Here is a 24,316-nt window from a genome sequence, read left to right on the forward strand (position 1 = left end):
GCCGACAGGCGGCAGTCGGGGGTCGCCCTCGTCAGCGGTCGGCTCCGTCGGACTCGACCCGTTCGCGGGCGGCGGCGACGACGAGCGGGAGCGTGATCGTCGCGTCGGCGTAGACGGAGGCGTTACGGGCCGCCTTCTCCAGTTTCCCCCACGAGCGCGCCTCGTCGAGCGTCGCGCCGGACAGGCCCCCGGTCTCGGGGGTGTCCATCGTCAGCTGGACGGCGTAGTCGTAGGCGTCGGGCGCCACCAGCATCGTCTGGAGCGTGTAGTTCTTCGGGACGCCCCCGCCGACGACCATCGCGCCGGCCTTCTCCGCGTCGAACGCCTGGTCGGTGATGGTCGTCATGTCGGCCAGCGCGTCAAGCGTGAACGCGCTCGTCTGGGCGTACATCCACGCCTGCAGGCCCAGCACGGAGTCCTGGACCGCCGGGCAGTATATCGGCACGTCGTGCTCGTGGGCGGCCGCGGCGACGCCGGCGCCCTCCTCGACGCCCTCGCGCTCGTTGACCTCGGCGTTCGCCCGGCCGAGTTCCTCGGTGAACCGCTGGATGCTGACCGCCCCGTCCGCCTCGCACTCGGCTTCGAGCGGCGGAAACACCTCGTCGCGGAGGTGACTCTCGAACAGCGCGAAGTGCTCCTGGGGGAGGTAGACGTTGTAGATGCGGTCGACGCCCTCGTCGCGGAGCCGCTCGTCGTGCTCGCGTTCGGTCTTGCCGTCCTCGTGGACCTGCCCGTGGTGGTGTTTGCCGCCGATGGCCTCGATGGCGTCGTGGGTGAGGTTCGCGCCGGTCGTGACGAGCGCGTCGATGTGGCCGTCCCGGATGAGGTCGGCGACGATGCGGCGCATCCCGGTCGGGACCATCGCGCCGGCGAGGCCGAAGAAGTTGGTCACCTCGTCGTCGCCGAGCATCTCGGCGTACACGTCGACGGCCTCGTGGAGCGCGCTCGCGCCGATGCCGGCCGACCCGTACTCGTCGGCGAGCTCGCCGACGGTCATGCCCGCCCGTGCCTCCGCGTGGCCGATCGGGTCGTGCTCGAACGTCTCTCGGGGCGTCTCGTCGGTCATCGCTCGTCCGTCGGCCGCCCGCGCGCTTCAAGCCCGCGATCCGGAGTCGTCGCTCCCGGGAAACACCGAAATGCGTGGGCTCCTTGCTACCGGCATGGATTCGAGGGTCGAGTCGGCCCTGCCAGCCGGCCGTCGGCACAGTCTGCGAGCGGGCGTCACGCCGGTCGGCGACCGCGACGACCGCGACGTTCGGACGCCGATCACCGGGGAAGTGGTCGGTTCGGTCCCGTCCTGCACCGCCGAGGACGTGGCGGCGGCCGTCGACCGCGCGAGGGAGGTCCAGGCCGACTGGGCGGCTAGACCCGTCGGCGACCGCGCCGAAGTCCTCCGGCGGGTCGCAGACACAGTGACCGCGAACCGCTCGGAGCTGCTCGACGTCGTGCAGGTCGAGACCGGGAAGGCGCGGTTCGACGCGCTGGAGGAGGTCCTCGACGTCGTCGCCACGGCTGACTACTACGCCCGCGAGGGGCCGGACCACCTCGAATCGGCCGAGCGGACGGGCGTGATCCCGGGGCTCACGCGCGCGGTGGAGCGGGCCGAGCCGGTGGGCGTCGTCGGCTGCATCGCGCCGTGGAACTACCCGCTCACGCTCGCGGTCTCGGATCTGTTGCCCGCGCTGCTGGCCGGCAACGGCGCCGTCCTCAAGCCCGCGGAGACGACGCCGTTCTCGGCGCTCGCGGCGGTCGAACTGCTCGAATCCGCCGGGATCCCGGAGGGGCTGGTACAGGTGGTCACGGGCGACGGCGAGCGGCTGGGCGAACCGCTGATATCGCGGGTCGACCACCTCCGGTTCACCGGCAGCACGGCGGTCGGTCGCGAGGTGGCGGCGCTGGCCGGCGAACACCTGATCGACGCCTCGCTCGAACTCGGCGGCAAGAACCCGGCCGTCGTCCTCGACGACGCCGACCTGTCGAAGACAGTCCGCGGGCTCGTCAACGGCTGCTACGCCAACGCCGGCCAGCTCTGTATCGCGACCGAGCGCGTCTACGTCGACCGCTCGCTGTTCGAGGCGTTCCGCGACCGGTTCGTCGCCGCGACCGAACGGCAGTCCCTCGGTGTCGGCCTCGGCTGGGGACCGGACGTGGGATCGCTGATCGGCGAGGGCCAGCTCGACACCGTGGAGTCTCACGTCGCGGACGCTCGCGAGCGCGGCGCGACCGTCGAGACCGGCGGAAAGCGGCGGGAAGACGCGGGGCCGTGGGTCTACGAGCCGACGGTGCTGACCGGCCTCCCGGACGACGCCACGGCGGCGAGTCAGGAGACGTTCGGGCCGGTCGTCTCGCTGGTCCCCGTCGACGGCGTCGACGAGGCGGTCGCGCGGGCCAACGACATCGACTACGGTCTCCACGCGAGCGTCTGGACCGGCGACCCGGAACGGGGCGAGCGCGTCGCCCGCCGCGTCGACGCCGGGACGGTCTCGGTCAACGACGGCTACCGGGCGATGTGGGCGTCGACGGACGCGCCGATGGGCGGCGTCGGCGACTCCGGGGTCGGCCGCCGCCACGGCCGCGAGGGGATCCGCGACTACACCGACGCCCGGACGGTCGTCACCCAGCGCGGCCACCCGCTGGCGTTCCCCGACGCCGTGCCCGACCGGCTCGCGGCCGCCGCCGCGACCGCGTCGCTCGGCCCGTTGCGCTGGCTGCGGAACCGCTCGCTCCCCGGTCCGTGGGCGGACTGATATCGCGGGCGGGCCCGCGACGCGACCGGATACGCTACTCGACCGCGAGCGCCGCGTCGCAACACGACGAGCGGTACTCCTCGGCCCGACGGACGAGTTTGCACTCGCGGTAGCGACGGGCGACCAGGGCGTCGCAGTCGGCACAGCGGAGGACGTATTTCGGGTCGGAGAACGTCTCGCAGTGGACCTCCGTGTCGAGTTCCCGTGCCCGCTCTTTGAAGGCGCGCCCGTGCCCGGTCGTGCCGCAGCGCTGGTACTGTTCGAGGTGGACGAGTTCGTGCCGGAGCGTCGACTCCCACTGCTCGCGGTCGAACGCCGCGAAGGCGTCCCACGTCAGCGACAGCGTCGCCGGGAAAGGGCGTCCGTCCGCGACGCGGCCTCCCGCGGCCTCCGCGCTGTCCCAGTCGATGGGCGTCCCGACCTCCGCCCCGGGGATCTTGGGGCGCTTGAGCGCGGCGGCGCGGCGTTTCGCCCGGGTCGACACCTCCCACTCGACGAGGTCGAAGCGCACGTCGACCAGTTGCTCGCGGCGGACCTCCTTGCAGTACTCGCGGGACCACGCGAGGAGTTCGTCGTGGGTCTCGATGTCGTCGTACGGCGGCGCCGTCACGATGTGGGCGAAGAGAACGCGCGGTGTCTTGAATCGCTCGCTCGCGAGGGGCGAAGAACGGTGGGGCGAAGCGAGTGAACGGCGGGGTACCGCGAGCGGGTCGAAGCGGCGACCCCGCTCAGTTCGTCGTCGTGATCTCGACCACGTCGCGGTGGTCGAGTTCGGTGTCCGCCCCCACTTGTCGACCGGAGCGCACGTCGGTCGCGTGGAGGAACCCCTCGCCGATGTCGGTGTGCAGGAAGTAGGCGAAATCCTCGGCCGTCGAGCCGTCGGGGAGGACGAAACAGTCCTGGAGGAAGGTGCCGTCATCCTGCGGTTTCTCCGCGCCGGGGAAGACGGCGATGGCGTCGAGCACGTCGAACAGCGCCGTCTCCAGCGCCCGCTGGACGCCAGTGCCCTCGTACTCGGCCACGAACTCGCGGATCTGTTCGAGCCCGGCCGCCTGCTCGTCGCTCGGGTCGCCGACGATCTCGAACTCGGCGTCGCCGGGTCGGTAGTCGACGACGCCCCGCTCGTCGGCCGACTTGAGCGCCTTCTCGGCGTGGGCCGAGACGGGGACGAAGGTGAGATGGTCGTACTCCGACTCGTCGGTGATCTCGTCGAAGTTCGCCTGGGCGGCGGGTTTGTCCATCTTGTTCGCGGCGACGACCATCGGCTTCGTGCGCAGTCGGATCTCGCGAGCGAGGGCTTCGCGGTCCGACGCCTCCCACTCGTCGGGGTCGAGCGCCAGCCCCTGCGAGAGGATCACCTGCTTCATCTCGTCCTCGTTGATGCCGAAGGCGTCCATCTGGTCGGCGAGGTCGGTCTCGATATCCCGATCCTCGCCCTGATACCCCGAGCGGTAGCGCTCGACGCCCTTCTCCAGGATGTCGAGGTACCACATGTCCAGCTCTTCTTCGAGGAAGTCGATGTCCTCGCGGGGGTCGTGGTCCTCGGTGGCCTCGCCCTCAATGTCGGTCTCGCCGGAGAAGTCGACGACGTGGACCAGCACGTCCGTCTCGTTGAGGTCCGAGAGGAACTGGTTGCCCAGCCCGCGGCCCTCGTGGGCGCCCGGGACGAGGCCGGCCACGTCGACCAGTTTGGTCGGCACGAACCGCTTGCCCGCCTCGCAGTAGCCGGTGTTGGGCGTACAGGAGTGGTCGAACTCCGGGGCGGCGCAGTCGACGCGGACGTACGCCTCGCCGACGCTCGGGTCGATGGTCGTGAACGGATACGCGCCCTCCGGCACGTCGTTCATCGTCGCGGCGTTGAACAGCGTCGACTTGCCCACGGAGGGCTTGCCGACGAGTCCGATCCGGTAACTCATTGCCCGCAGTATCCGAGCGCCGGGCTAAAGCGTTTCCAATCGGATACGTCGGATCGGCCGCCTCCGCCGCTCTCCGGCCCTGTGAGACGGGATGACAATGCAACCGTCGACTGTGAGACAGTGACATTCGGTGCAGCGGCGGGGCGGCCGCGGACCGGAGAAACCGTTAACTCGGTCTCGGGCGAGCGACGCGACATGGAGAGTCCGTTCGACATGACGATCCGGGTGGCGGAGGTCGAGCACGCCGAGCCGTTCCCGGAGGCGAACAAGCCCGAGATGGTCAAGCTCCGGCTCGACTTCGGCGACGAGACGCGCCAGTCGGCGGCCCAGCTGGGCTACCACCACGAGGCCGCGGACCTGGAGGGGCAGCAGGTGCTGGCGGCGACGGATCTGGGGTCGGTCCGCATCGCGGGGTTCAAATCGGAGGCGCTGACCGTCGGCGTCCCCGGGGACGACGGCAACCCCGTGCTCGTGACGCCCGAGGAGTCGGTACCCCTGGGCGGCGAGCTGTACTGAGGACAACTTTTTGTACCGGTCCGGGGGTATCCGAGCACACATGGCGAAGCAACCGGAGTTGCGTCGGGCCGCCGACGGGGACCTCCGGGTGGAGGCGTCGTTCCCCAGCGGCCGGTACGCGTTCTCGCTCCGTCCGGAGGCCGGGGACCTGCTGACGGGACTCGGGTACGGTCCCGGCGACGCCGTCCCCTGGTTCCTGTTCAAGGCGCTCGCGGTCGTCGGCGACGTGTGGCTGCCGAACACGGCCGACGACATCGCCGACGACCTCGCCGCCCCGGACTCGATCACCAGGATGGACGACGCGGAGGCCGCGGCCGCCGCCGACCACCTCCGGGACTGCCGGGTCGGCCAAGAGCGCCGCGAGCGGCTGGCGGACGTGGTCGCGCCGTCGGCCCTGCGCGACCACCTCTCGGTCGACGAACTGCCCTCGACCGAGGCGTTCGTCGCCGAAACGGCCTCGCTGGTCTCCGAAGCCGAGGGGAGCGACCCGGAACGAGTCGAAGGCGTGGAGCCCGACGACGTGGCCCACGAGGGCGGAGAGCCAGAGGATGTGGAACACGAGGGAGCGGAACCCGTACCGACAGGTGCCGAAACGGTGCGGTCCGCATCCGTCGGCCCGGCTTCGGACGCCTCGCTGTTGCACGTCGGGAAGGCGACGCTCGGCCGGCAGAACATGGGCCGGGCGGCCCGGACGGCCGACTATCTCGACGCGTTCGCACAGGCGATAGCCCTCGCGATCGAGCACGGCGTCGACGCCGTCGTCCAGACGGGGCGGCTGTTCCAGAGCGGCTCGCCCGACCGCGAGACGGTCTCGGACCTGCAGACCGAACTCGCGCGACTCCGCGAGGCGGGGATTCCCTTCTACCTCGTCCCCGGCCCGAAGGAACTCGAAGTCCGGTCCACCGTGCTGCGGAGCCTGGCGACTAGCGACCTGCTCACGCCGATCGGGGGCGAGGCGGTCGCGGTCGGCGACGGCGTCACGCTGGTCGGCGTCGGCGCGGGTTCGGAGCCGGCCGAGGCCCTGTCGGCGGTCGGCGAACCGGCCGACGACGGGACACTGCTGGTCGCGTGCGGCGACCTCGATGTCGCCAGCGTCCGCGAGGATGCCGTCGAGGAACTCGCCGACGCGGTCCCGGGGCGACCGGCGGCGGTCCTCGCCGGCAAGCGGACCGACCCGGCCCGGGCGGAGCGGGCGGGCGTTCGACTCTCCGACCCGGGGAGCACCGAGCACGTCCTCTCGAAGTCGACGGTCGGCGAGGAGCCGCCCGCCCGCGGGGTCGACGAGTACGCGATGACGGACGGGACGCTGTCGGTGACGCGCCACGAACTGGACGCCCGACCGTTCAGCACCTTCGAGTTCGAGGTCACCGGGTCGACGACGCTGGACTCGATCGAGGAGCGGATTGCCGGACACGACCTGGAAGACCGGGCCGTACTGGCGGTGTTAGAGGGGTCCGGTCCCGGTGCCGCCCAGCCGTCCAGGGAGGCCGTCCAGTCGCTGCTCGCGGAGCGCGCGTTCTGCGCGCGCGTCTACGACGAGCGGTCGGACTCCGGCGACAGCGACGAGGACCGCGAACGACCCGACGGAGCCGAGGAACTCGACGCCGACAGCGCCGAGCGCCTCCTCCGGGACCTCGCGGACACCGTCGCGGAGCTGGAGGGGATGGAGTCCGCGGACGTGTCGGGGCTGGAGACGGCGGCGCTGGCGGACAGTTACGCCGTCCTCTCGAAGGCGAAGTCGGAGATCGAGGAGCTGCGGACCGCCGCCCGGGACGAACTGACCTCCCGCGTCGAACCCGACGAGACGGTCGCGGGTTCGGTCGGGTCGGTCACCGGGGCGAAGCGCCGGCGCCGGTCGCTGCGGGACGACGAGACCGTCGCGGCGGCGCTCCGGGAACACGGCGTCCCGGTCGAGCGCGTCACGACCGAGACCGTCGATACGGAGAAGGTGGAGGCGGTGCTCGACGAGCGGGACAGCGTCGCCGAGGACGAACTCTTCGAGGTCTCCGAGAGCGAGTACGTCCGCCGGCGGGACCTAGACCTGGACCTGGAGGGCGGTGTCGAACTCGGGTCGACCGACGGACCCGGATCGACGGACGAACTCGGATCGACGGAGGCGGACGAGGAGTCCGAGAGCGAGGAGACGGACGGCGAGCGAGGGACATCGGAGAGCCGACCCGGCCGGGAGTCACACAAGGTGTATCTGGGCGACGGCGCGCCGATCGACGGCTGGACGCCGGTCGAGCGATCCGTGGTCGAGGCGGAGATCGTCCCGCTCGTGCGGGCACACGACGGCGCGGACGAGGGGGAGGCGATCGCCGTCAACTTCGGCAGCGGCGTCTCGGTCAGCGGCTGGAGCCAGGTCGACGCGCGGGTCGTGAGAGAGAAGATCGTCCCGCTGGTGGCGGACCACCGCGTCCCCGAGTAGGACACCGGGGAGGCCGAACCGACTCAGAGCCCGGTGGGGTGGTCGATATAGGTCGTCTCCAGGCCCCAGTCGTCGGCCAGCCCCTGCAACTGCTGGACGCCGAACGTCTCGGTGGCGTAGTGGCCGCCGAGGAAGACGTTGATCCCGGCGTCGCGGGCCTGGTGGTACACCTTCTGTTTCCCTTCCCCCGTGACGAACGCGTCGACGCCGGCGTCGACGGCTTCTTCCAGCCAGTCGGCGCCGCCGCCGGTGACGACGGCCACGTCCTCGATCTCTCCGGGACCGAAGTCGAAGTACTGGACGCCCTCGCCGCCGGTGTCCAGTTCCGATTCGAGCAACGTTGCCAGTTCGTCGGGCGAGAACGGGTCGGCGGCCCGGCCGCGCTGGCCGATAGTGACGGGGCCGACCTCGCCGAACGGCTCGCGGGCTTCGAGGTCGAGCAGGTCCGCGACGCCGGCCGCGTTGCCGAGTTCGTCGTGGCCGTCCAGCGGGAGGTGCATCGCGTACAGCGCCAGGTCGCCCTCGATCAGCGGGGCGATCCGGTCGTAGTCGAGGCCGGTGACGCGGTCGATGCCGCCCCAGGAGACCCCGTGGTGGACGACCAGGAGATCCGCCCCGCGGTCGAGCGCCGCGTCGATGGTCGCGCCCGCGGCGTCGACGGCGAAGGCGACCGTCTCCACGTCGGCCTCGTCGGGGCCGACCTGCAGGCCGTTGGCGCTGGCGTCCACGTCGGCGTAGTCGCCCGGGGAGAGGCGCTCGTCGTAGCGCTCGCAGACTGTCGAGAGGTCCATGCGTCCCCGTTCGAGTGAGGTGTCCCTATTCGTTGTGGGTTCCGGCGAGTGCGTCGGAACAGCGAAGGACGGCAGGGAGCCAGCGGTACAGCGGCGTCAGGCGTCGCCGCCGTAGAGCTGGCCGTCCTCCTCGCGCAGGAGGCCGTGTTCGACCGCGAGGTCGATCACCTTCTCGCAGTCGCTCCGGGACACCTGGTAGGCGTTGGCCGCGACGACGACGAACTCTTCCTTGTCGACCGGGAACTCCCGGTTCTCCAGCAGCCGCATGACCTTCGTGTTCTCCAGCCGGGTCATCGAGACGCGGTGGTCGCCGTCGCCGTCCGAACCCGACGTGTCGCCGCCGGACGAACCGCCGCTCGACTGGCCACCGCTCGACTGGCCGCCCGACTCGTCGTCGGGACTGGAGCCGCCTGCCCCGCTCTCGGGACCGGACGTGCCGGATCCGCTCTCGGCGGACTCGTCGGTCGACCCGCCGGCCAGCGGGTCGCGCGACTCGCCGTCGGAGGCGGTCGAACGGCCGGGGCTCGCGTCGTCGCCGTCGTCGAACGCGCCGCCGGTGAGCGATCCCGACTCGGCCGTGTCGTCGTCCTCCTTGCGGAAGCCCGCGCCGCGCGACCGGGTGTACTTGCGGGCCTTCGACGACCCGCCGCCGTCGTCCGAGCCCGTGTCGGCGTCCGCCTCGTCGCCCTCGCGGTCGTCGCCGAACTCCATCTCCGAGGCTTCGGCGGCCTCCTCGGCCGTCGACTCGTCGTCGCCCAGCGGCGTCAGGATCTCCTCGTCGTCGCCGAGCGTCGATTCGAGGTCGTCCTCCGGACCGCCCTCCCCCGACGCGGTGTCCGCGTTCGCGGCGTCGCCACCGGATCCGGTGTCGGCGGTCACGCCGCCGTCCTCGACTGCCCCGACGACGCTGTCGAGGACGGCGTCGAGCTTCCGCGCGCAGGTGCGACAGAGGACGACCGTCGTCTGCGTCTCGGCGGTCGGGTCGAGCGATTCGGGGACCACGGGATGCTCTTCGAGCGTGGCGTCGGGGGCGGCGCCACAGAAGTAACAGGACGAGAGTCGGTCCATGCCACCACCCTGTATCTCGGCCGACGTAAAACAGTCGGTGCGACCCCCCGCGACCTATCGGTCCGCGGCGTGACTGTAGACGAACGCCCGCAGGAGCTTCGCGGCCAGCACGGCCGCCTGGCCGTCGTCGCGGTCGTTGACCTCGACCACGTCGAACCCCTCCGCGAACGGCGCGACCTCGCGGACGACTCGCCGCCCTTCCCGGGGTTCGATGCCGAACGGCTCCTTGGTCCCCGTCCCGGGCGCGTAGGCGGGGTCGAAGGCGTCGATGTCGACGCTGAGGTACACCGAGTCGTCGGGGTCGAAGTCGGGTTCCCAGTCGGACACGTCCGCGGGCGCGACGGCGCGCACGTCCCCCTCGCTCGCCCGCTCCCACTCGGCTTCGCTGCCGGTGCGGGCGCCGAGGACCACGGCGCGGTCGGCCACCTCCAGCGCGTGGCGGGTGACCGTGGCGTGGCTGAGCGGGTCGCCGGCGTACGACTCCCGGAGGTCGAGGTGGGCGTCGAGACAGACGAACACGTCAGGCTCGACCGCTCGGACGCCGGCGACAGTCACCGTGTGCTCGCCGCCGACGAGCAGCGGGACCGCGCCCGCCTCGCGGAAGTCCCCGCAGGTCCCCCGGAGGAAGGTGAGGTACTCCCCGGTGTCGGCGGTGGGACCCACGTCGCCGTGGTCGTGGAGGGCCAGCTCGGAGAACTGTTGGTCGGTGTGGCGGTCGTAGTCGTCGAAGGCTTCGGCGTAGCGGCGGACGCGGTCGGGGCCGAACCGGGCGCCGGGCTCGAAGGAGGTGGAGGCGTCGAGCGGCGCGCCCACGAGGGCGTAGTCGGCCTCGGCCCGGGGGGCGTCCGCGCCGGGGAACATCAGACGATCTTGCGCTGCTCTTCCATCTCGAGGTACTCGATGTCGTCGTCGGGCGACAGGTCGACGCCGTCGGGGAGCGCGATGGTGAACGTGTCGTAGGTCTCCAGGTCCATGACCTGCGCCTCGTCGCCGGAGGTCGAGACGACCTGGCCCTGCTTGCGGTTGATGATCGGGACGCGGATCTTCGCGTCGACCGGCTGGGAGAGGTTTCGCTTCTTGCCGTCGAAGACGCCCTCGGCCTCGACGCGGGCCTTCGCGCTGCCGTGTTTGCCGGGTTTCGCAGTACTGTAGGAGTTGATCTTGCAGGCCACGTCGTCGATCATGACGTAGCTGCCCTCGTCCAGATCGCGGACCTCAACCTGCTTCGTTGCCATACCGCGGCGTAAACGAGCGACCGGTATAAACGGTTTGGAACGCCTCCGCCCCGGAATCGCGCCCTCCGCCGCCGTTCCGAGGACTGCCCTAGCGCCCCCCGCGCTCGATCACCGTCGCCATCCGGTCGAGCCCCTCCCGGAGCGTCGCCCGCTCGGCGCCGAAGCCGACGCGGACGTACCCCGGCCGGTCGAACGTCTCGCCGGGGACGACCACCACGCCCTCGTCGACGAGTGCCCGACAGAACGCCTCGCCCGACGCGAACTCCTCGGGGACTGTCAGGAACCCCGTCGCCCCCGCCGGGAGGTACCAGTCGAGGCCGTGCTCGGCCGCGAACTCGTCGAGCAGGTCGCGGTTCCTCCGGACGTGCTCGCGGTTCTCCGCCAGGAGGTCGGCCTCGCGGTCGAGCGCCTGCCGGGCGACGTGCTGGCCGAACGCCGACGGCGAGATGGTGGTGTAGTCCTTCCACTGCCAGGCGTCGGAGACGACTTCCTCGGGGCCGGCGAGCCAGCCGAACCGCAGCCCCGGCAGCCCCCACCCCTTCGAGAGTCCGCAGGTGCTGATCCCGTGAGGCCCCATGCTCGCGACCGGGTCGACCCGTTCGTCGGGCGCCGCGAGCGGCCGGTACACCTCGTCGCAGAGGAGGTACGCGTCGGCGGCGGCCGCCAGGTCGTAGAGCGCCTCGACGGTCCCCTGCGGGTGGATCCTGCCAGTGGGGTTGTTCGGGTTGTTGACCACGATCAGCTCGGTGTCCGGCCGGACCGCGTCGGCGACCGCCTCGGGGTCGAGCGTCCAGTCGGGGGCGTCGAGTTCCACCCGCGTCACGTCGGCGACGGCCGCGGGCAGCGAGTGCAGCGACTGGTAGGTCGGCGTCACGCAGACGGCGTGGCTCTCCCGGTCCAGGGTCGCGAGGACTGCCAGGAGGTTCGCCTCCTGGGTCCCGCAGGTGAACAGCAGTTCGTCGGCCCCGCGGTCGTAGCGGTCGGCGACCCGCTCGCGCAGGTCCGGGTCGCCGTTCGTCGGGACGACGTACCCCAGGGTCCCGGGGTCGGTGTCGAAGCGGTCCGCTTCGAGCGGTCGGACCCCGCTGTCGCCGAGGTTGACCGCCGCGCCGTGTTCGTGGTCGGCCAGCCAGCGTTCGAGCGCGAACGGCTCGATGTCCATGTCGATCCCGCGGTCGCTCGGCAGTTAAGCGGCGGGAAACACTCACCGCCGCTCGCGGTCGCGCTCGCGCATGCTCTGTCGGGTGAACTGCGGCTGGGCGCGGATCCCCTTGCGGTCGCGGAAGGAGAGATACAGGAGCACGCCGACGATCACCGTGAACCCGACCGCGACGGCGGCGGCGGCGAACTGCTCGAAGGCGACGAGGACGGCCGACGAGAAGACGGCGCTGGCCAGCACCATCCCGTAGATGAGCCGCTTGGCGACCCGGTCGAGGAGACTCTGTGAGTCGCGGAGGTCGACCTCGACCTGCAGGTCCTCGTTGATGGCCTGGTCGAGCGCCTCCTCCAGTTTCGGGGGCGTCCGGACGGCGGACTTGGTGGCCTCCTGGACCTCGTCGACGCGGTCCTCGACGTACTCGCGGGCGGTGTCGGCGAGGAAGCCCTGCTCGCGGAGGTAGCCCGTCGCCACGTCGATGAAGTCGAAATCGGGGTCCAGCGTGACGCAGACGCCCTCGACGACCGTCGCCACGCGGAGCACCAGCGCGAGGTTGGCGGGCAGGCGGAACGGGAAGTCGTAGATGGTGTCCTCGACCTGCTGGACGATCTGCTGGACGCGGTACTGCTCGATGTCCTCGCCGCGGGCGTCCGCGATGGCGAGTTCGAGCACGTCGGCCATCACCTTGCGGTCGGCCTCGGGGCTCAGCGTCCCCATCTCGACGAGCGTGTCGAGGATGGCCTGGATGTCCTGGTCGGCGACGGCGACGTAGAAGTCGACGATCTTGTCCTGGATGAACGGGTCGACGTAGCCGCTCATCCCGAAGTCGTAGAAGACCAGCGTCCCGTCGTCCTGCACCGCGAGGTTCCCGGGATGGGGGTCGGCGTGGAAGACGCCGTCCTCGATGATCATCTGGAGGTACGCCTCCTGGAGCGTCTCGGCCAGCTCCGTCCGGTCGAGCCGGCGGTCGTCCAGCTCGTCGAGGTCGGTGATCTTCGTCCCGGGGACGTACTCCATCGTGAGCACCCGCTCGGTCGACCGGCTCTCGTCGACCGCCGGGATACGGATCCGCGAGTCGTCGGCGAAGTTGCCCTTGATCTCGGTGAGCATCTCCGCCTCGCGGGCGTAGTCCATCTCCTCGCGGATCGTCTTGTCGAACTCGTCGGCCAGCGTCTGCAGGGAGAACGAGCGGGACTCGTCGACGAAGTACATCAACACCGGCAGCGACCAGCGGATCACCCGCAGGTCGGACTCGACGAGGTCCTCGACGCCCGGCCGGCGCACCTTCACGGCCACCTCGCCCTCGGGCGTCGTCGCGTAGTAGACCTGGCCGAGGCTGGCCCCGCTGATGGCCTCGGTGTCGAACTCCTCGAACGTCTCCTCGACCGGCCCCACTTCCTCCTCCAGCACCTCGCGGGCGCGCTCCCAGTCGGCGGGCGGGACGCGGTCCTGCAGCTCCTCCAGTTCCTCGATGTACTCCGGCGGGAGGATGTCCGGCCGGGTCGAGAGCAGCTGGCCGAGCTTGATGAACGTCGGGCCGAGCGTCAACAGCGTGTCCAGCAGGACCCGCGCCCGCTCGCGCTGGGTCTCCGGAGAGACCGACCGGCTCCGGCCGAAGAACACGAAGCGGTTGCGGTCCCGCGTGTAGGCGACCAAGAGCGGCAGGAACTGCCACGTGACGACGACGAACCGCCAGTAGGCGCGTGGATTCACGTGAGGGTCAGTCGTCGATCGGGATCTGCGTCTCCGGCGCGGCCTCGGCTTTCGGCAACTCGAGTTCGAGGACGCCCCGGTCGACGGTCCCCGAGGCGCCGGCGCCGGTCACGCCCGGCGGGAGCGGCAGTTCCACGTCGAGAAAGAGCGAGCGCTCCTCCTCGACGTAGTCGAAGTCGGCGGGCACGTCCTTCTCGCGGCGCGCCTCGATGCGCAGGCGGCTGCCCTCGACCGCCGCGTCGACCGTCGCCTCGGTCGCGCCCGGCAGGTCGATCACCAGCAGGTACGCGTCGTCGCTCTCCAGCACGTCCGCGAACACCGCGTCGGGCAGGTCCCGGAGCGCATCACGCAACGTTGACATGAGCGGGGCTTAGGATGCGACGGCGTTAAACCCCGCGGTCGGACCCGCCCGAGGTCGCTGACGGCGACGCCCGAACGACGACGCCCGACGGCCGAACGGCGACGCCCGACCCCTTATTGGACGGGCGCCGAAACCCGGGGTATGGACGAACGACGCCGGTCGACGGCGGAGGGGGTCGGGCTCGCGGCGGCGCGCGAGCGACTGGCCGACCACCTCGCCCCGGTCGACCGGACCGAGACGCTGCCGGTCAGCACCGCCGTCGGTCGCACGCTCGCCGCGCCCGTCGCCGCCCGTCGGCCGGTCCCGGGGTTCGACCAGGCCGTCCGCGACGGGTTCGCCGTCCGCGCCGCCGACACCGAGGGGGCGACCGAACGCGACCCCGCCGCGCTCGCTGTAGGGAGCGAACTGGACGCGGACACGGCCGTCCGCGTCGACGCCGGGCGGCCGCTCCCGGAGGGCGCCGACGCGGTCGTCGGACACGAGGCGGTCGCGACCGTGGGGACGGAGCCGGACCTGAAGACGGTCGACGGCGGCGAACTGACGGTCACGGACCCCGTCGAACCCGGCGACGGCGTCCGTTCGACGGGTGCGGACGTGGCGGTCGACGAGGAAGTCCTGGCCGCGGGCGACCGGATCGGCCCCTCCGACCCCGGGCTCTGCACCGCGGTCGGGCGGACCCGCGTCGAGGTCCGCCAGCGGCCGGCGGTCGGGATCGTTCCGGTCGGGGGCGCTCTGGTCGGCGGCGACCCCGGCGAGGGGGAGGTCGTCGAGACCGACGGGACGACCGTCGCCGAGTTCGTCGAGGCGACCGGCGGGAAAGTCGTCCTTCGCGACCCGGTCGAACCGGACCCCTACGCGCTCCGGCCGGCCGTCGAGCGCGACCTGACGAAGGACCTGCTCGTGACCGTCGGCGGAACCGGGGGCGGGGAATCCGACCGGATCGTCGACGCCATCGCCGAGCTGGGCGACGTGCTGGCAGACGGCGTCGCGCTCGACCCGGCGGGGACGACCACGCTGAGCGTCGTCCGCGAGCGTCCCGTCGTGTCGATACCGGGCGACCCCGTGGCCGCGTTCGTGGCGACGACGCGATTCGTGGCCCCCGCGGTGGCGCGGCTGGCCGACCGCGAACCGCCCGAGCCGCGGACCGTCGGGGCCGAACTTGCCGACTCGATCGAGAGCGACCGCGGGGTCGAGTCGGTCGTCCCGGTCGAACTCGACGGCGGGGGCGAGGACGATGGCGGAAGCGGTGGCGAGGGCGCGACTCCGATCGCATCCCCCGTGGCGGACGAGCCGCTGTCGACGCTCGCCCGGGCGGACGGGTGGGTTGCCGTCGCCGCCGACCGCGAGCGCGCGGCCGCGGGCGAAACGGTTTCCGTCGAGCGCTGGGAGGCGACCGTATGAGCGACCGCAAGGAGTTCCGCGACCTCGCCGACCCGGAGCGCGCCCGCGAGGGCGTCGCCTCGCTGGACCTGTCGGCGGGGACCGAGCGCGTCCCCCTCGAAGACGCCCGCGGGCGGGTCCTCGCCGAGCGGGTCGACGCCGGGCTGGACGTGCCGGGGTTCGACCGCGCCGCGATGGACGGCTACGCCGTGCGGGCGGCCGACACCTACGGCGCCGATTCGGACCCCGAGGTCCTCCCGGTCGTCGGCAGCGTCCACGCCGGCGAGAGCCCGGAGGTGAGCCTCGACGAGGGCGAAGCCGCCGAGATATCGACGGGCGCCGTCATGCCCGAGGGCGCCGACGCCGTCGTGATCGTCGAGCGAACGGAGGAAGTCGAGGCGGGCGAAACGGACGGCGACCACCCGGACCGCGAGCAGGACCGCCGCGTCCGCGTCGAGACGGCAGTCACGCCCGGCGAGAACGTCATGCTCGCCGGCGCGGACATCGCCGCCGGCGAGCGGGCGCTCGGCCCCGGAACCGAACTGACTCCCCGGGAGATCGGCCTGCTGTCTGCGCTGGGCGTCGACGAGGTTCCGGTCCGGGCGAAGCCGCGGGTCGCCATCGTTTCGACCGGCGACGAACTCGTCCGCCCGGGCGGCGACCTGGACCACAGAGCGGGCCAGATCTACGACGTGAACAGCTACGCCGTGGCGACCGCCGTCGAGGAGGCCGGCGGCGAACCCGTGGTCTACCCCCACGTCGGCGACGACATGGCCGCCATGGAGGAGACGCTCGTCGAGGCGGCCGCCGACTGCGACCTCGTACTCACCTCGGGGTCGACCAGCGCCAGCGCCGTCGACGTGGTCTACCGCGTCATCGAGGACCGGGGCGAACTCCTGCTCCACGGCGTCGCGATCAAGCCCGGCAAGCCGATGCTGGTCGGCCGGATCGGGGGCGAATCCGGCGCCACCGGCGGCGAGTCGGGCGGGGACGAGCCGGGTGCCGCCTACGTCGGCCTGCCGGGCTACCCCGTGTCGGCGCTGACCATCTTCCGGACGTTCGTCGCGCCGGCGATCCGGTCGGCCGTGGGACTGCCGGAGCCCCGGACCGCCCGCGTCGACGGCGAGATGGCCGTCGGTGAGCGCACCGAGGAGGGGCGGCGCCGGCTGCTGGCCGTCGGGCTGGTTGAGGACGCCGACGGACGGACACTCGTCTACCCGGTCGACAAGGGCAGCGGCGCGACGACGACGCTCACCGCGGCCGACGGCGTGGTCGACGTGCCCGCCGACACGAACGCGCTCTCGGCCGGCGACGCGGTGACCGTCGACCTGTTCTCGCCGGACGTGCGCCCGCCGACCCTGCTGGGCGTCGGCGAGGACGACCCCGCGCTCTCGCGGCTGCTCGACCGGCTGGAGCGGCCCCGCTATCTCGCCCGCGGCTCCCGCGGCGGGCTGCGGGAGTTGCGCGACGGGCTCGCCGACGTGGCCGTCGTCGCCGGGCCGTTCGACGCCGACGGGGAGGGCGTCGCGGACGCGGCGGCACTCGGCGGCTGGTCCCGCGAGTGGGGGCTCGTGGTTCCGGCGGGGAACCCCGAGGGGGTGTCGGGGCTCGCGGACCTGGTGGACCGCGACCTGTCGTTCGTGAACCGGGGGACGGAGTCGGGACTGCGGACGAGTCTCTCGAACGCGCTCGCGGATCTGGCCGACGAGCGCGGCGTCGACCGGCGGGACGTGACCGAGGCTATCTCGGGGTTCGACCTCGCCGCGCGGGCCTTCGAGAGCCCCGCTCGGTCCGTGGCCGCCGGGGACGCCGACGCGGCCCTCGGACTGCGCGCGACCGCGACGAAGCTGGACCTGGGATTCGTGCCCGTGGGCTCGCAGTCGGTTCGGGTGCTGGCCAACCCCGAGCGCCTGGAGAAAGCGAGCGTGCGGGAGTTAGACGAGCTGTTGAGCGACATTGGTTCGGTGCTGGATGGACTCGACGGCTTCGAGACCGGGTGAGGGTCGTCCCGGGATTCGGTTCCGTCGATCGGAACGCAGTCGGTGACGGACGATGGGAGTCCTCGACGCGCTCGCTCGCAGGTGCCTCTACCGCAGGGACAGCAGGCGGTGAACGCCCTCGACGCGCTCGCGGTCGCTGTCTCCGAAAATCGGAGATTTTCGGGATCGGGCGAGAGCACAGCTCTCGCAGACCTCCGCGGCCACCGTCGCGCGCACGAACGCGCGCTCCAGCGCGCGCCGAGTGGTCTGTCCGGGAGCCGTCCCGGGTGGGAACGTCCGGGAGCCGTCCCGGGTGGGAACCCGCCGGGCGAAGCGAGGTGGGACAGGGGAAGCGTCGGTGTCGCACCACCTATCGCCTGGCTTTTTGCGCGGGCGCTCGTCGGTACGGACGTGACAGACGCACACAGGCGAGTGGCCGTGGCCGAGCGGGCGGCGCGGGCGGGCGGCGCCGTCGCCCGGCAGGCGTTCCGCGGCGACCTCGCCGTCGAGACGAAGGCGGACAAGAACGACCTGGTGACCGAGTCCGACCGGGACGCACAGCGGCAGGTCGTCTCGACCGTGCGCGCGGAGTTCCCGACGGACGCGGTCGTGGGCGAGGAGGACGCCGTCCCGGTGGGGACGCCCGGCGAGGAGGTGGAGATCCTGTCGGAGGTCCCCGAGACGGGTGACACGTGGGTCGTCGACCCGATCGACGGGACGGCGAACTTCGCCCGCGGGCTCCGGACGTGGGCGACGGCCGTCGCGGCGGTGGCCGACGGCGACCTCGCCGCGGCGGCGGTCTACCTGCCGGCGACCGAGGACATGTACGCCGCGGGGGCGGAGACCGGCACCCGCAACGGGACGGCGCTGTCGGTCAGCGACCGCTCGGACCCGGAGACGTTCGCGGTCGCGCCGGTCGGCCGGTTCGAGCGCGGGACCGGCGACGAACTGGGCGCCATCGCCGAGGCGGTCGTCGACGGACTGGGCGACTTCCGGCGGTTCGGGAGCATGCAGGCGACGCTGGCGTTCGTCGCGAGCGGCGAACTCGACGCGGCCTTCGCGACGTACACGCCCGACCCGTGGGACTCGCTGGCGGGGATCCACCTCGTCCGGCGGGCCGGCGGGACGGTCACCGACCTCGCGGGCGAGCCGTGGACGCGCGACAGCGAGGGGATCGTGGCGAGCAACGGGCAGGCCCACGAGGCGGTCCGGGCGGTCGCGCGGGCAGCCGACTCGGCGTAGCGACGCCCGTGGTGTCGAGTGTCCGAAACGAGCGACCGTGTCGCTCCCGCGCCCACGACCGGAAGGCTAAACAGCCAGACGCGCGGGGTACCGGCCATGGAAAGCGAGCAGGCCCTGACGGAGCGGACCTGGCTGGGGGCGTTCGTCGCGGCGCTCGCGGCGCTCGCGGTCGGGTCCGTCGTCGCCACCGAGCGCGTCTACGACCAGTTCATCTGGAAGTACTTCTGGGGGCCGGTCTACTCGGACGCCAACAACGCCCGCTGTGCGGTCCTGACCGGCGACGGGATCGACCTGCACGCGACCGCCGCGGCCTGTCGGGCCGCGACCGGCGTCGTCGCGGAGACGGGCTACACGACCGTCTCGACGGTCGGCTACATGGTCGTGCTGGTGTTCATGCTCGGCGGGGTCTACCTGCTGCTCGACCGGCTGGAGGTGGGCGGCGACCGACGACTCTTCCTCTCGCTGGTCCCGTTCATGCTGTTCGGCGGCGCCGTTCGGGTCGTCGAGGACGCGACCGACGCCGCGGTCGCGGCCGGGGTCGAACCCGTCGTCAGCTACCCGCTGAACGTGCTGTTCATCAGCCCCATCATCTACGTGACGGTGTTCCTGGTCACGCTGGCGGCCCTGCTGGCGAGTATGTGGCTGGAATCACAGGGGACGGTCCGCAACCGCTACCGGGCGCTGGCCGGGTTCGGACTCGGCGTCCTCGCGCTCACGCTCGCCTATCTCTTCTTCGTCGCCTTCACCCGCGAGTACGTCTCCTTCTACCCGCAGATCCTGGTCGTCGACGTGGGGCTGGCCTCGGTGCTGGCCTACGGGATCTACCGGGCCGCCGACCGCTTCGAACCGGAGATCAACGCGGGGACGGGTGTCGTCGGACTGGGGATCCTGTGGGCCCACGCCATCGACGGCGTGGCGAACGTCGTCGCGGCCGACTGGCTCCCCGAGCTGGGCCACCCCATCGAGGCCTACGGCGCGAAACACGTCGCCAACCGGGCGATCATCGACGTGACCCAGGCGATCCAGCCGGCATCCGTGTCGGCGGCCATCGGCACGTCGTGGCCGTTCCTGTTCGTGAAGCTCGGCGTCGCGCTGGGCATCGTGTGGCTGTTCGACGAGCGGATCTTCGAGGAGAGCCCGCGCTACGCGGTCCTGTTGCTCGTCGCGGCCGCGGCCGTCGGGCTCGGTCCGGGGACCCGGGACATCCTCCGGGTGACGTTCGCGATCTGAGCCGTCGAACCGTCGGGGCGCCGGCCTGTGGTCCCCCGACGCGGTCGCTGTCGACGGCTCGGAAACCGACGGAGAATCCCGGCCGCTCAGACCGTCTCGAGCGCCGACTCGGGGTAGTACCGGCTGCCGCAGGTCGGGCACTCGGCGACGGTCACCTCGCCGCCCGTCGCGGGCGACGCCACTTCGGTCCGCACGAGTTGCTGGTCGCAGTCTGTACACGGGAGGTCGAACTCGCTTACCATGATACGCTCCTCTGACGGTCCGCTTCGGGCCTGCAGAAGCGACGCCAGGTGCCGTGTGAACGGTGCGCACCCGGAAGCATAAATTCTCGCATTAGTCGGTTTCGTTCCATATTCCGCGCCGTCGGTGGGTTACAAAAATCGGGCGGGGGAACGGAGTCCGGAACGGGGACGGAGTTCGGATCGGGTGGCGACCTCAGGGATAGGGATGGTGGTCGCGGTCGAGGGCGGGCTCGAAGCCCATGTCGGCGGGGACCGAGCGGGCGCGCTGGCCGAAGTAGGGGTCGCCGAAGAACAGCGGCTGTGCGCTCGGGACGACGACGCGGACGGCCTCGAACCCGAGCCGTTGCACGTCCCGCGTCGTCGTTCGCGCGGCGTAAACCGAGGGGCCCGCCTCGACGACCCGGTCGAGCACGGCGTCGAGGTGGGCGCCGCCCTCCGGGACGGTCTCGGGCCCGACGGAGGCGGCGTCGACGGTCGTCTCCGGGCTGACGAACGCCTCGACCAGCGGCGGGCGGTCGGCGTAGCGGCCGATGGCGCCGTCGGTCTCGGCGGCGCCCTCCCGTCCCATCCCGTCGAGTTCGACCCAGTTCTGGACGGCCTCGGCCAGCGCGTTGCGGGCGGCGCGGCCGGCGTCGAGGTGGGCAGCCGTCCCGAGGGCGAGCTTCGGCCACTCCTCGCGGGTGACCGCGACCGCGACGACGGGCACGTCCACGTCCTGCGTGAGCAGGAGCGCGGTCGCGTCCAGCCCCTCGGCGCCGGCGCGGGCGGCCAGCCGCTCGTAGCCCGGGTCCGACACGTCCAGCCCGAGCGGGTCGTACGTCGAGTACCAGGCGATGGTCGTCGCGTCGCGCTCGACGACCTCGTACAGGCCCGACAGCAGCGCCTCGACCGACGAGTTGCCGAGGCCGAGCCCGGTGGTGACCGCCGGCCGGATCGTCCGCTCGGGCGGCGGGTAGTGGACGATTTCGGCGGGCAGGGAGACGGGCTGTTCGGTGACCAGATCCGCCCCGCGGACCCACGGGCGCTCGGCGTCGGCGCCCTCGCCGCTCCCGACCCAGCTCTCGGGGCGGACGAACTCGGAGGGCGCGACGGCGTCGGCCAGGTCGGTCGCCGCAGCGGTCTTGAACTCCCGGCCGTGGTAGACCCCGGCGCAGTAGCGCTCGTAGGCCTCGCCGAGCGCCTTCATGAACGCGGCGTCCCAGCCGGGGTCGACGCCGGCGGCCTGCCGGGAGGCCGTCGCGTCCGCGAAGGCGCCCGTGTCGCAGACCTGCGCGAGGTAGTACGGCGCCGGGTACGACTCCGCCTCGCCGACCTGCTGGACGACGCCGACCCGGTCGTCGAGGCCCCGTTCCGCACGCGAGAGCGACCGCTCCACGTCGCGGTCGAGGTGCCCCCGGTCGAGGACGCGGTCGCGCCCGTCGCCGCAGTCACAGCCCGGGACCGGCAGGAACTCCCGCTCGGTGTGGGGGAGTTCGACGACGGTCCCGAGCGGGTCGGTCTCGGCGGGGTCGAGCAGCTGCGTGGCGCGGCGGCCGGCGACGGCGCCGGCGAAGCGGGCGGTCGCGTCGGCGGGCGCGGCGGCCGGCTCGGCGTCGGCGTCGACGTTCGACTCGACGCGCGCGGCGAGACAGCGGTAGCAGGCCCCCTCGGGGTCGAAGGCGGCGACGGAGGCGTCGACGACCGGGACGCCGCCGACCCCGCCGAGTTCGACCGCGAGCCAGGGGACGCCCGCCTCGCGGGCGCGGTCGTTCGTCCGCTCGAACGCGGCCGCGCCGGCCCGGTCGACGACGACGCCGAGTCGCGTCGCGGGTTCGAGCGCCGCCCGCTCGCGACGCTCGACGGGTTCGTCCACGTCGCCCAGCGCCGCCGCGACCGCGTCGGCGGCGGGGCCGGTTCCGACGAGTTCGACTGTCATGCCAGCCCGGAGGGGGCGACGGGTAGAAAAGCCCGGGGACTCGCACGTCGGTCCGTCGGGTCCCGGCGGTCGCCTCCGACCGGAGTGGGTCAGTCGTAGAGCTGTTTCTGGGCGACCCGTCCGAGTTCCGGCAGGTCCGCCTCGCGAACGTCCTCTGCCAGCCGGAGCCGCAGGCGGGGACGCCCCACGTCGATGGGGACCTTCTCGGTCGTGACGAGGCCGCTGTCCTCCAGTCGGGTCTTCATCCGCGAGAAGGTGGCCTTGCTCGCCAGGCCCACGTCCTCGCCCCACTTGCTCATGTCGTAGAGCAGCTGACCGTTGCGCGCGGCGACCAGCAGGGCGATGGCGACCTCGTCGAGGCCCTCCCCTTCGCCCTTGGCGACCTCCAGGGAGTCGAGGAGCGTATCGAAGTCCTCGGCGGTGTCGGTCCCGATGTCGACGGCCAGCGTCTCGCGGACCGCCGACAGCGGCGGCGTCCGCAGCGAGTAGTCCTCGGCGTCGTCCCACTCGCGCTCGTAACGGTCCCGCACGTCCGCGACGAACGCCTCGTCGGCGGCAGAGAGCCCGCCGACGCGGTCGTCGCCGGCGACCAGCGAGACGACCGCCGACTCCGTCACCAGCAGCGACGCCTCCGGCGGCTCCTCCAGCACCCGCAGCGCCAGCGTCCCGGCGTCGACCAGGTCGGCGGCCCGGCCCGCCACGATGAAGTCCGCGAGCACGTCCTTGATCGGGTCGCCGGGCGCGAGCAGCCGGACGGTCGGCGGCGTCTCCACCTCGTGCAGCCCGAATATCACTTCGGCGATAGTCTCGCGGGTGGGGTTGACCGCGTAGACGACGCCGCTGCTGTCCCGAAAGACGCCAGCGAGGACCGCGCCCACGTCCGCCTCGAGAAAGTTCGAACTCATCTGATAGCTATGCTATTCCGCATTATCACACTTAATTTTACCGCCAGGGGGCGTTGAATCGACCCGAACGGGCGCCGAGGCCGACGTTCGCCCGCGCGGTCGCGAGCGGTCGAGCGGGGTTCGACCCTCCGCCGCTCGGCGCGCCGCGGTCGTCCCCGCACCGCGAAAAGGTAGATTATTGACGGGGCGTCGCCGAGATACAGGCATGAACTACGACACGGTCCGGTCGGTGGACCCCGAGGTCGCCGACGCGCTCGAGGCGGAGGTCGAGCGCCAGGGCGACACGCTCGCGATGATCGCCAGCGAGAACCACGTCAGCGAGGCCGTCCTCGAGGCACAGAGCTCCGTGCTGACGAACAAGTACGCCGAGGGCTACCCCGGTTCCCGGTACTACGGCGGCTGCGAGCACGCCGACACCATCGAGCAGCTCGCCATCGACCGCGCCAAGGAGCTGTGGGGCGCCGAGTACGTCAACGTCCAGCCCCACTCGGGCTCGCAGGCCAACATGGCCGTCTACACGGCGATGCTCGAACCCGGCGACAGGATCCTCTCGCTTGACCTGACCCACGGCGGCCACCTCTCCCACGGCCACCCGAAGAACTTCGCCGGACAGGTCTACGAGGTCGAGAACTACGAGGTCGACGAGGAGACGGGCCGCATCGACTTCGACGAGGTCCGCGCCCACGCCGAGGCGTTCGAGCCGGACATGATCGTCTCGGGCTTCTCCGCGTACCCCCGCGAGGTCCAGTGGGAGGAGTTCCAGGCCATCGCCGACGACGTGGGCGCCTACCACCTGGCCGACATCGCCCACATCACCGGGCTGGTCGCCGCCGGCGTCCACGACTCGCCGGTCGGCGTCGCCGACTTCGTGACCGGTTCGACGCACAAGACCATCCGCGCCGGCCGCGGCGGCATCGTCATGGCCGACGAGGAGTACGGCGACGCCGTCGACTCGGCGATCATCCCGGGCACGCAGGGCGGCCCGCTGATGCACAACATCGCCGGCAAGGCCGTCGGCTTCGAGGAGGCGCTGCAGCCGCACTTCGAGGAGTACGCCGAGCAGACTATCAAGAACGCACAGGCGCTGGCCGACCACCTGCAGGAGCACGGCTTCTCGCTGGTCTCGGGCGGCACCGACAACCACCTCGTGCTCGTCGACCTCCGCGACTCCCACCCCGACGTGACCGGCAAGGAGGCCGAGGAGGCGCTGGAGGACGTGGGGATCGTCCTCAACGCCAACACCGTCCCCGGCGAGACGCGCTCGCCGTTCGTCGCCTCGGGCATCCGCGCGGGCACGCCGGCACTGACGACCCGCGGCTTCGACGAGGAGGCGACGGAGACCGTCGGTCACTGCATCGCCGAGGTCATCGACAACCCCGACGACGAGGACGTCAAGGCCGAGGTCGCCGAGATCGTGCAGGGGCTCACCGAGGAGTACCCCCTCTACGGCGACGACAGCGAAGGGCTGGTCTTCGAGTAGCCGGCTCGTTCT

Annotated in this window: 21 protein-coding genes; 8 read left to right on the forward strand and 13 right to left on the reverse strand. The window is 71.9% G+C overall.

What is annotated here, in order from left to right; genetic code table 11:
- Nucleotides 1-31 precede the first annotated feature (31 nt).
- A complete protein-coding gene (locus tag E3328_RS01910) occupies nt 32-1,066 on the reverse strand; it encodes a deoxyhypusine synthase (RefSeq protein ID WP_135362936.1) in 1,035 nt (344 codons plus the stop codon).
- A gap of 94 nt (nt 1,067-1,160) precedes the next feature.
- Here E3328_RS01910 and E3328_RS01915 point away from each other — a divergent pair, with 94 nt between their 5' ends.
- A complete protein-coding gene (locus tag E3328_RS01915; RefSeq protein ID WP_135362937.1) occupies nt 1,161-2,747 on the forward strand; it encodes a succinic semialdehyde dehydrogenase in 1,587 nt (528 codons plus the stop codon).
- 34 nt (nt 2,748-2,781) lie between these two features.
- On the opposite strand, the gene E3328_RS01920 is transcribed toward E3328_RS01915, so the two are convergent.
- Nucleotides 2,782-3,357 (reverse strand): SprT-like domain-containing protein, encoded by a 576-nt coding sequence (locus tag E3328_RS01920; RefSeq protein WP_135362938.1) that lies wholly within the window; start codon nt 3,355-3,357, stop codon nt 2,782-2,784.
- Nucleotides 3,358-3,475: 118 nt separating this feature from the next.
- Nucleotides 3,476-4,663 (reverse strand): redox-regulated ATPase YchF, encoded by a 1,188-nt coding sequence (locus E3328_RS01925; protein ID WP_135362939.1) that lies wholly within the window; start codon nt 4,661-4,663, stop codon nt 3,476-3,478.
- Between the two features lie 195 nt (nt 4,664-4,858).
- Here E3328_RS01925 and E3328_RS01930 point away from each other — a divergent pair, with 195 nt between their 5' ends.
- Complete coding sequence (locus tag E3328_RS01930; protein ID WP_135362940.1) at nt 4,859-5,179, forward strand: tRNA-binding protein; 321 nt, start codon at nt 4,859-4,861, stop codon at nt 5,177-5,179.
- A 40-nt stretch (nt 5,180-5,219) separates the two neighbouring features.
- Complete coding sequence (locus tag E3328_RS01935) at nt 5,220-7,607, forward strand: DUF7983 family protein (RefSeq protein WP_135362941.1); 2,388 nt, start codon at nt 5,220-5,222, stop codon at nt 7,605-7,607.
- Between the two features lie 23 nt (nt 7,608-7,630).
- Here E3328_RS01935 and E3328_RS01940 read toward each other — a convergent pair whose 3' ends face one another.
- The 7 genes from E3328_RS01940 to E3328_RS01970 all read right to left on the reverse strand — a co-directional run bounded on the left by E3328_RS01940 (nt 7,631) and on the right by E3328_RS01970 (nt 13,931).
- The gene (locus E3328_RS01940; protein ID WP_135362942.1) at nt 7,631-8,398 is read right to left on the reverse strand and encodes a Nif3-like dinuclear metal center hexameric protein; all 768 of its coding nucleotides are present in this window, start codon (nt 8,396-8,398) and stop codon (nt 7,631-7,633) included.
- A 96-nt stretch (nt 8,399-8,494) separates the two neighbouring features.
- Nucleotides 8,495-9,466: a hypothetical protein gene (locus E3328_RS01945; protein ID WP_135362943.1), complete on the reverse strand. Its 972-nt coding sequence runs from the start codon at nt 9,464-9,466 to the stop codon at nt 8,495-8,497.
- Nucleotides 9,467-9,520: 54 nt separating this feature from the next.
- The gene (gene speB, locus E3328_RS01950; RefSeq protein ID WP_135362944.1) at nt 9,521-10,327 is read right to left on the reverse strand and encodes an agmatinase; all 807 of its coding nucleotides are present in this window, start codon (nt 10,325-10,327) and stop codon (nt 9,521-9,523) included.
- Entirely contained in the window at nt 10,327-10,701 is a 375-nt protein-coding gene (locus tag E3328_RS01955) for a translation initiation factor IF-5A (protein ID WP_135362945.1), read from the reverse strand. Before E3328_RS01955 ends, speB begins: the two co-directional genes overlap by 1 nt.
- A gap of 88 nt (nt 10,702-10,789) precedes the next feature.
- Nucleotides 10,790-11,863 carry an aminotransferase class I/II-fold pyridoxal phosphate-dependent enzyme gene (locus E3328_RS01960; protein WP_135362946.1) on the reverse strand — a complete coding sequence of 358 codons (1,074 nt, stop codon included), beginning with the start codon at nt 11,861-11,863 and terminating at the stop codon, nt 10,790-10,792.
- 42 nt (nt 11,864-11,905) lie between these two features.
- Complete coding sequence (locus E3328_RS01965; RefSeq protein ID WP_135362947.1) at nt 11,906-13,570, reverse strand: ABC1 kinase family protein; 1,665 nt, start codon at nt 13,568-13,570, stop codon at nt 11,906-11,908.
- 7 nt (nt 13,571-13,577) lie between these two features.
- Complete coding sequence (locus tag E3328_RS01970; RefSeq protein ID WP_135362948.1) at nt 13,578-13,931, reverse strand: Hsp20/alpha crystallin family protein; 354 nt, start codon at nt 13,929-13,931, stop codon at nt 13,578-13,580.
- Between the two features lie 141 nt (nt 13,932-14,072).
- Between E3328_RS01970 and E3328_RS01975 the strand changes: the two genes are divergently transcribed.
- From E3328_RS01975 to E3328_RS01990, 4 genes are all read left to right on the forward strand, one after another.
- Nucleotides 14,073-15,332: a molybdopterin-binding protein gene (locus E3328_RS01975; protein ID WP_135362949.1), complete on the forward strand. Its 1,260-nt coding sequence runs from the start codon at nt 14,073-14,075 to the stop codon at nt 15,330-15,332.
- The gene (locus E3328_RS01980) at nt 15,329-17,311 is read left to right on the forward strand and encodes a molybdopterin biosynthesis protein (protein WP_135362950.1); all 1,983 of its coding nucleotides are present in this window, start codon (nt 15,329-15,331) and stop codon (nt 17,309-17,311) included. Before E3328_RS01975 ends, E3328_RS01980 begins: the two co-directional genes overlap by 4 nt.
- Before the next feature lie 390 nt (nt 17,312-17,701).
- Nucleotides 17,702-18,532, forward strand: coding sequence for an inositol monophosphatase family protein (locus E3328_RS01985; RefSeq protein WP_135362951.1), 831 nt, complete (start codon nt 17,702-17,704; stop codon nt 18,530-18,532).
- A gap of 96 nt (nt 18,533-18,628) precedes the next feature.
- Nucleotides 18,629-19,762, forward strand: coding sequence for a DUF63 family protein (locus E3328_RS01990; protein ID WP_135362952.1), 1,134 nt, complete (start codon nt 18,629-18,631; stop codon nt 19,760-19,762).
- Nucleotides 19,763-19,848: 86 nt separating this feature from the next.
- Here the strand turns inward: E3328_RS01990 and E3328_RS21690 are convergent, their stop codons facing one another.
- The 3 genes from E3328_RS21690 to tbsP form a co-directional block, all read right to left on the reverse strand.
- Complete coding sequence (locus E3328_RS21690) at nt 19,849-20,004, reverse strand: hypothetical protein (RefSeq protein ID WP_167837272.1); 156 nt, start codon at nt 20,002-20,004, stop codon at nt 19,849-19,851.
- Nucleotides 20,005-20,197: 193 nt separating this feature from the next.
- Nucleotides 20,198-21,919 (reverse strand): YcaO-like family protein, encoded by a 1,722-nt coding sequence (locus tag E3328_RS01995; RefSeq protein ID WP_135362953.1) that lies wholly within the window; start codon nt 21,917-21,919, stop codon nt 20,198-20,200.
- An 89-nt stretch (nt 21,920-22,008) separates the two neighbouring features.
- The gene (gene tbsP, locus E3328_RS02000; protein WP_135362954.1) at nt 22,009-22,824 is read right to left on the reverse strand and encodes a transcriptional regulator TbsP; all 816 of its coding nucleotides are present in this window, start codon (nt 22,822-22,824) and stop codon (nt 22,009-22,011) included.
- A 205-nt stretch (nt 22,825-23,029) separates the two neighbouring features.
- Here tbsP and glyA point away from each other — a divergent pair, with 205 nt between their 5' ends.
- Complete coding sequence (gene glyA, locus E3328_RS02005; RefSeq protein ID WP_135362955.1) at nt 23,030-24,304, forward strand: serine hydroxymethyltransferase; 1,275 nt, start codon at nt 23,030-23,032, stop codon at nt 24,302-24,304.
- Nucleotides 24,305-24,316 lie beyond the last annotated feature (12 nt).

This window comes from Halosimplex halophilum (assembly GCF_004698125.1).
GTDB lineage: Archaea > Halobacteriota > Halobacteria > Halobacteriales > Haloarculaceae > Halosimplex > Halosimplex halophilum.

What these genes read in the sequence shown, in the direction of transcription:
- E3328_RS01970 (WP_135362948.1), bottom strand. Translation starts at nt 13,931, where the DNA reads ATGTCAACGTTGCGTGATGCGCTCCGGGACCTGCCCGACGCGGTGTTC.
- E3328_RS01960 (WP_135362946.1), bottom strand. Translation starts at nt 11,863, where the DNA reads ATGGACATCGAGCCGTTCGCGCTCGAACGCTGGCTGGCCGACCACGAA.
- E3328_RS01955 (WP_135362945.1), bottom strand. Translation starts at nt 10,701, where the DNA reads ATGGCAACGAAGCAGGTTGAGGTCCGCGATCTGGACGAGGGCAGCTAC.
- E3328_RS01995 (WP_135362953.1), bottom strand. Translation starts at nt 21,919, where the DNA reads ATGACAGTCGAACTCGTCGGAACCGGCCCCGCCGCCGACGCGGTCGCG.
- speB (WP_135362944.1), bottom strand. Translation starts at nt 10,327, where the DNA reads ATGTTCCCCGGCGCGGACGCCCCCCGGGCCGAGGCCGACTACGCCCTC.
- E3328_RS01945 (WP_135362943.1), bottom strand. Translation starts at nt 9,466, where the DNA reads ATGGACCGACTCTCGTCCTGTTACTTCTGTGGCGCCGCCCCCGACGCC.
- E3328_RS21690 (WP_167837272.1), bottom strand. Translation starts at nt 20,004, where the DNA reads ATGGTAAGCGAGTTCGACCTCCCGTGTACAGACTGCGACCAGCAACTC.
- E3328_RS01915 (WP_135362937.1), top strand. Translation starts at nt 1,161, where the DNA reads ATGGATTCGAGGGTCGAGTCGGCCCTGCCAGCCGGCCGTCGGCACAGT.
- tbsP (WP_135362954.1), bottom strand. Translation starts at nt 22,824, where the DNA reads ATGAGTTCGAACTTTCTCGAGGCGGACGTGGGCGCGGTCCTCGCTGGC.
- E3328_RS01925 (WP_135362939.1), bottom strand. Translation starts at nt 4,663, where the DNA reads ATGAGTTACCGGATCGGACTCGTCGGCAAGCCCTCCGTGGGCAAGTCG.
- E3328_RS01910 (WP_135362936.1), bottom strand. Translation starts at nt 1,066, where the DNA reads ATGACCGACGAGACGCCCCGAGAGACGTTCGAGCACGACCCGATCGGC.
- glyA (WP_135362955.1), top strand. Translation starts at nt 23,030, where the DNA reads ATGAACTACGACACGGTCCGGTCGGTGGACCCCGAGGTCGCCGACGCG.
- E3328_RS01935 (WP_135362941.1), top strand. Translation starts at nt 5,220, where the DNA reads ATGGCGAAGCAACCGGAGTTGCGTCGGGCCGCCGACGGGGACCTCCGG.
- E3328_RS01980 (WP_135362950.1), top strand. Translation starts at nt 15,329, where the DNA reads ATGAGCGACCGCAAGGAGTTCCGCGACCTCGCCGACCCGGAGCGCGCC.
- E3328_RS01940 (WP_135362942.1), bottom strand. Translation starts at nt 8,398, where the DNA reads ATGGACCTCTCGACAGTCTGCGAGCGCTACGACGAGCGCCTCTCCCCG.
- E3328_RS01990 (WP_135362952.1), top strand. Translation starts at nt 18,629, where the DNA reads ATGGAAAGCGAGCAGGCCCTGACGGAGCGGACCTGGCTGGGGGCGTTC.
- E3328_RS01930 (WP_135362940.1), top strand. Translation starts at nt 4,859, where the DNA reads ATGGAGAGTCCGTTCGACATGACGATCCGGGTGGCGGAGGTCGAGCAC.
- E3328_RS01975 (WP_135362949.1), top strand. Translation starts at nt 14,073, where the DNA reads ATGGACGAACGACGCCGGTCGACGGCGGAGGGGGTCGGGCTCGCGGCG.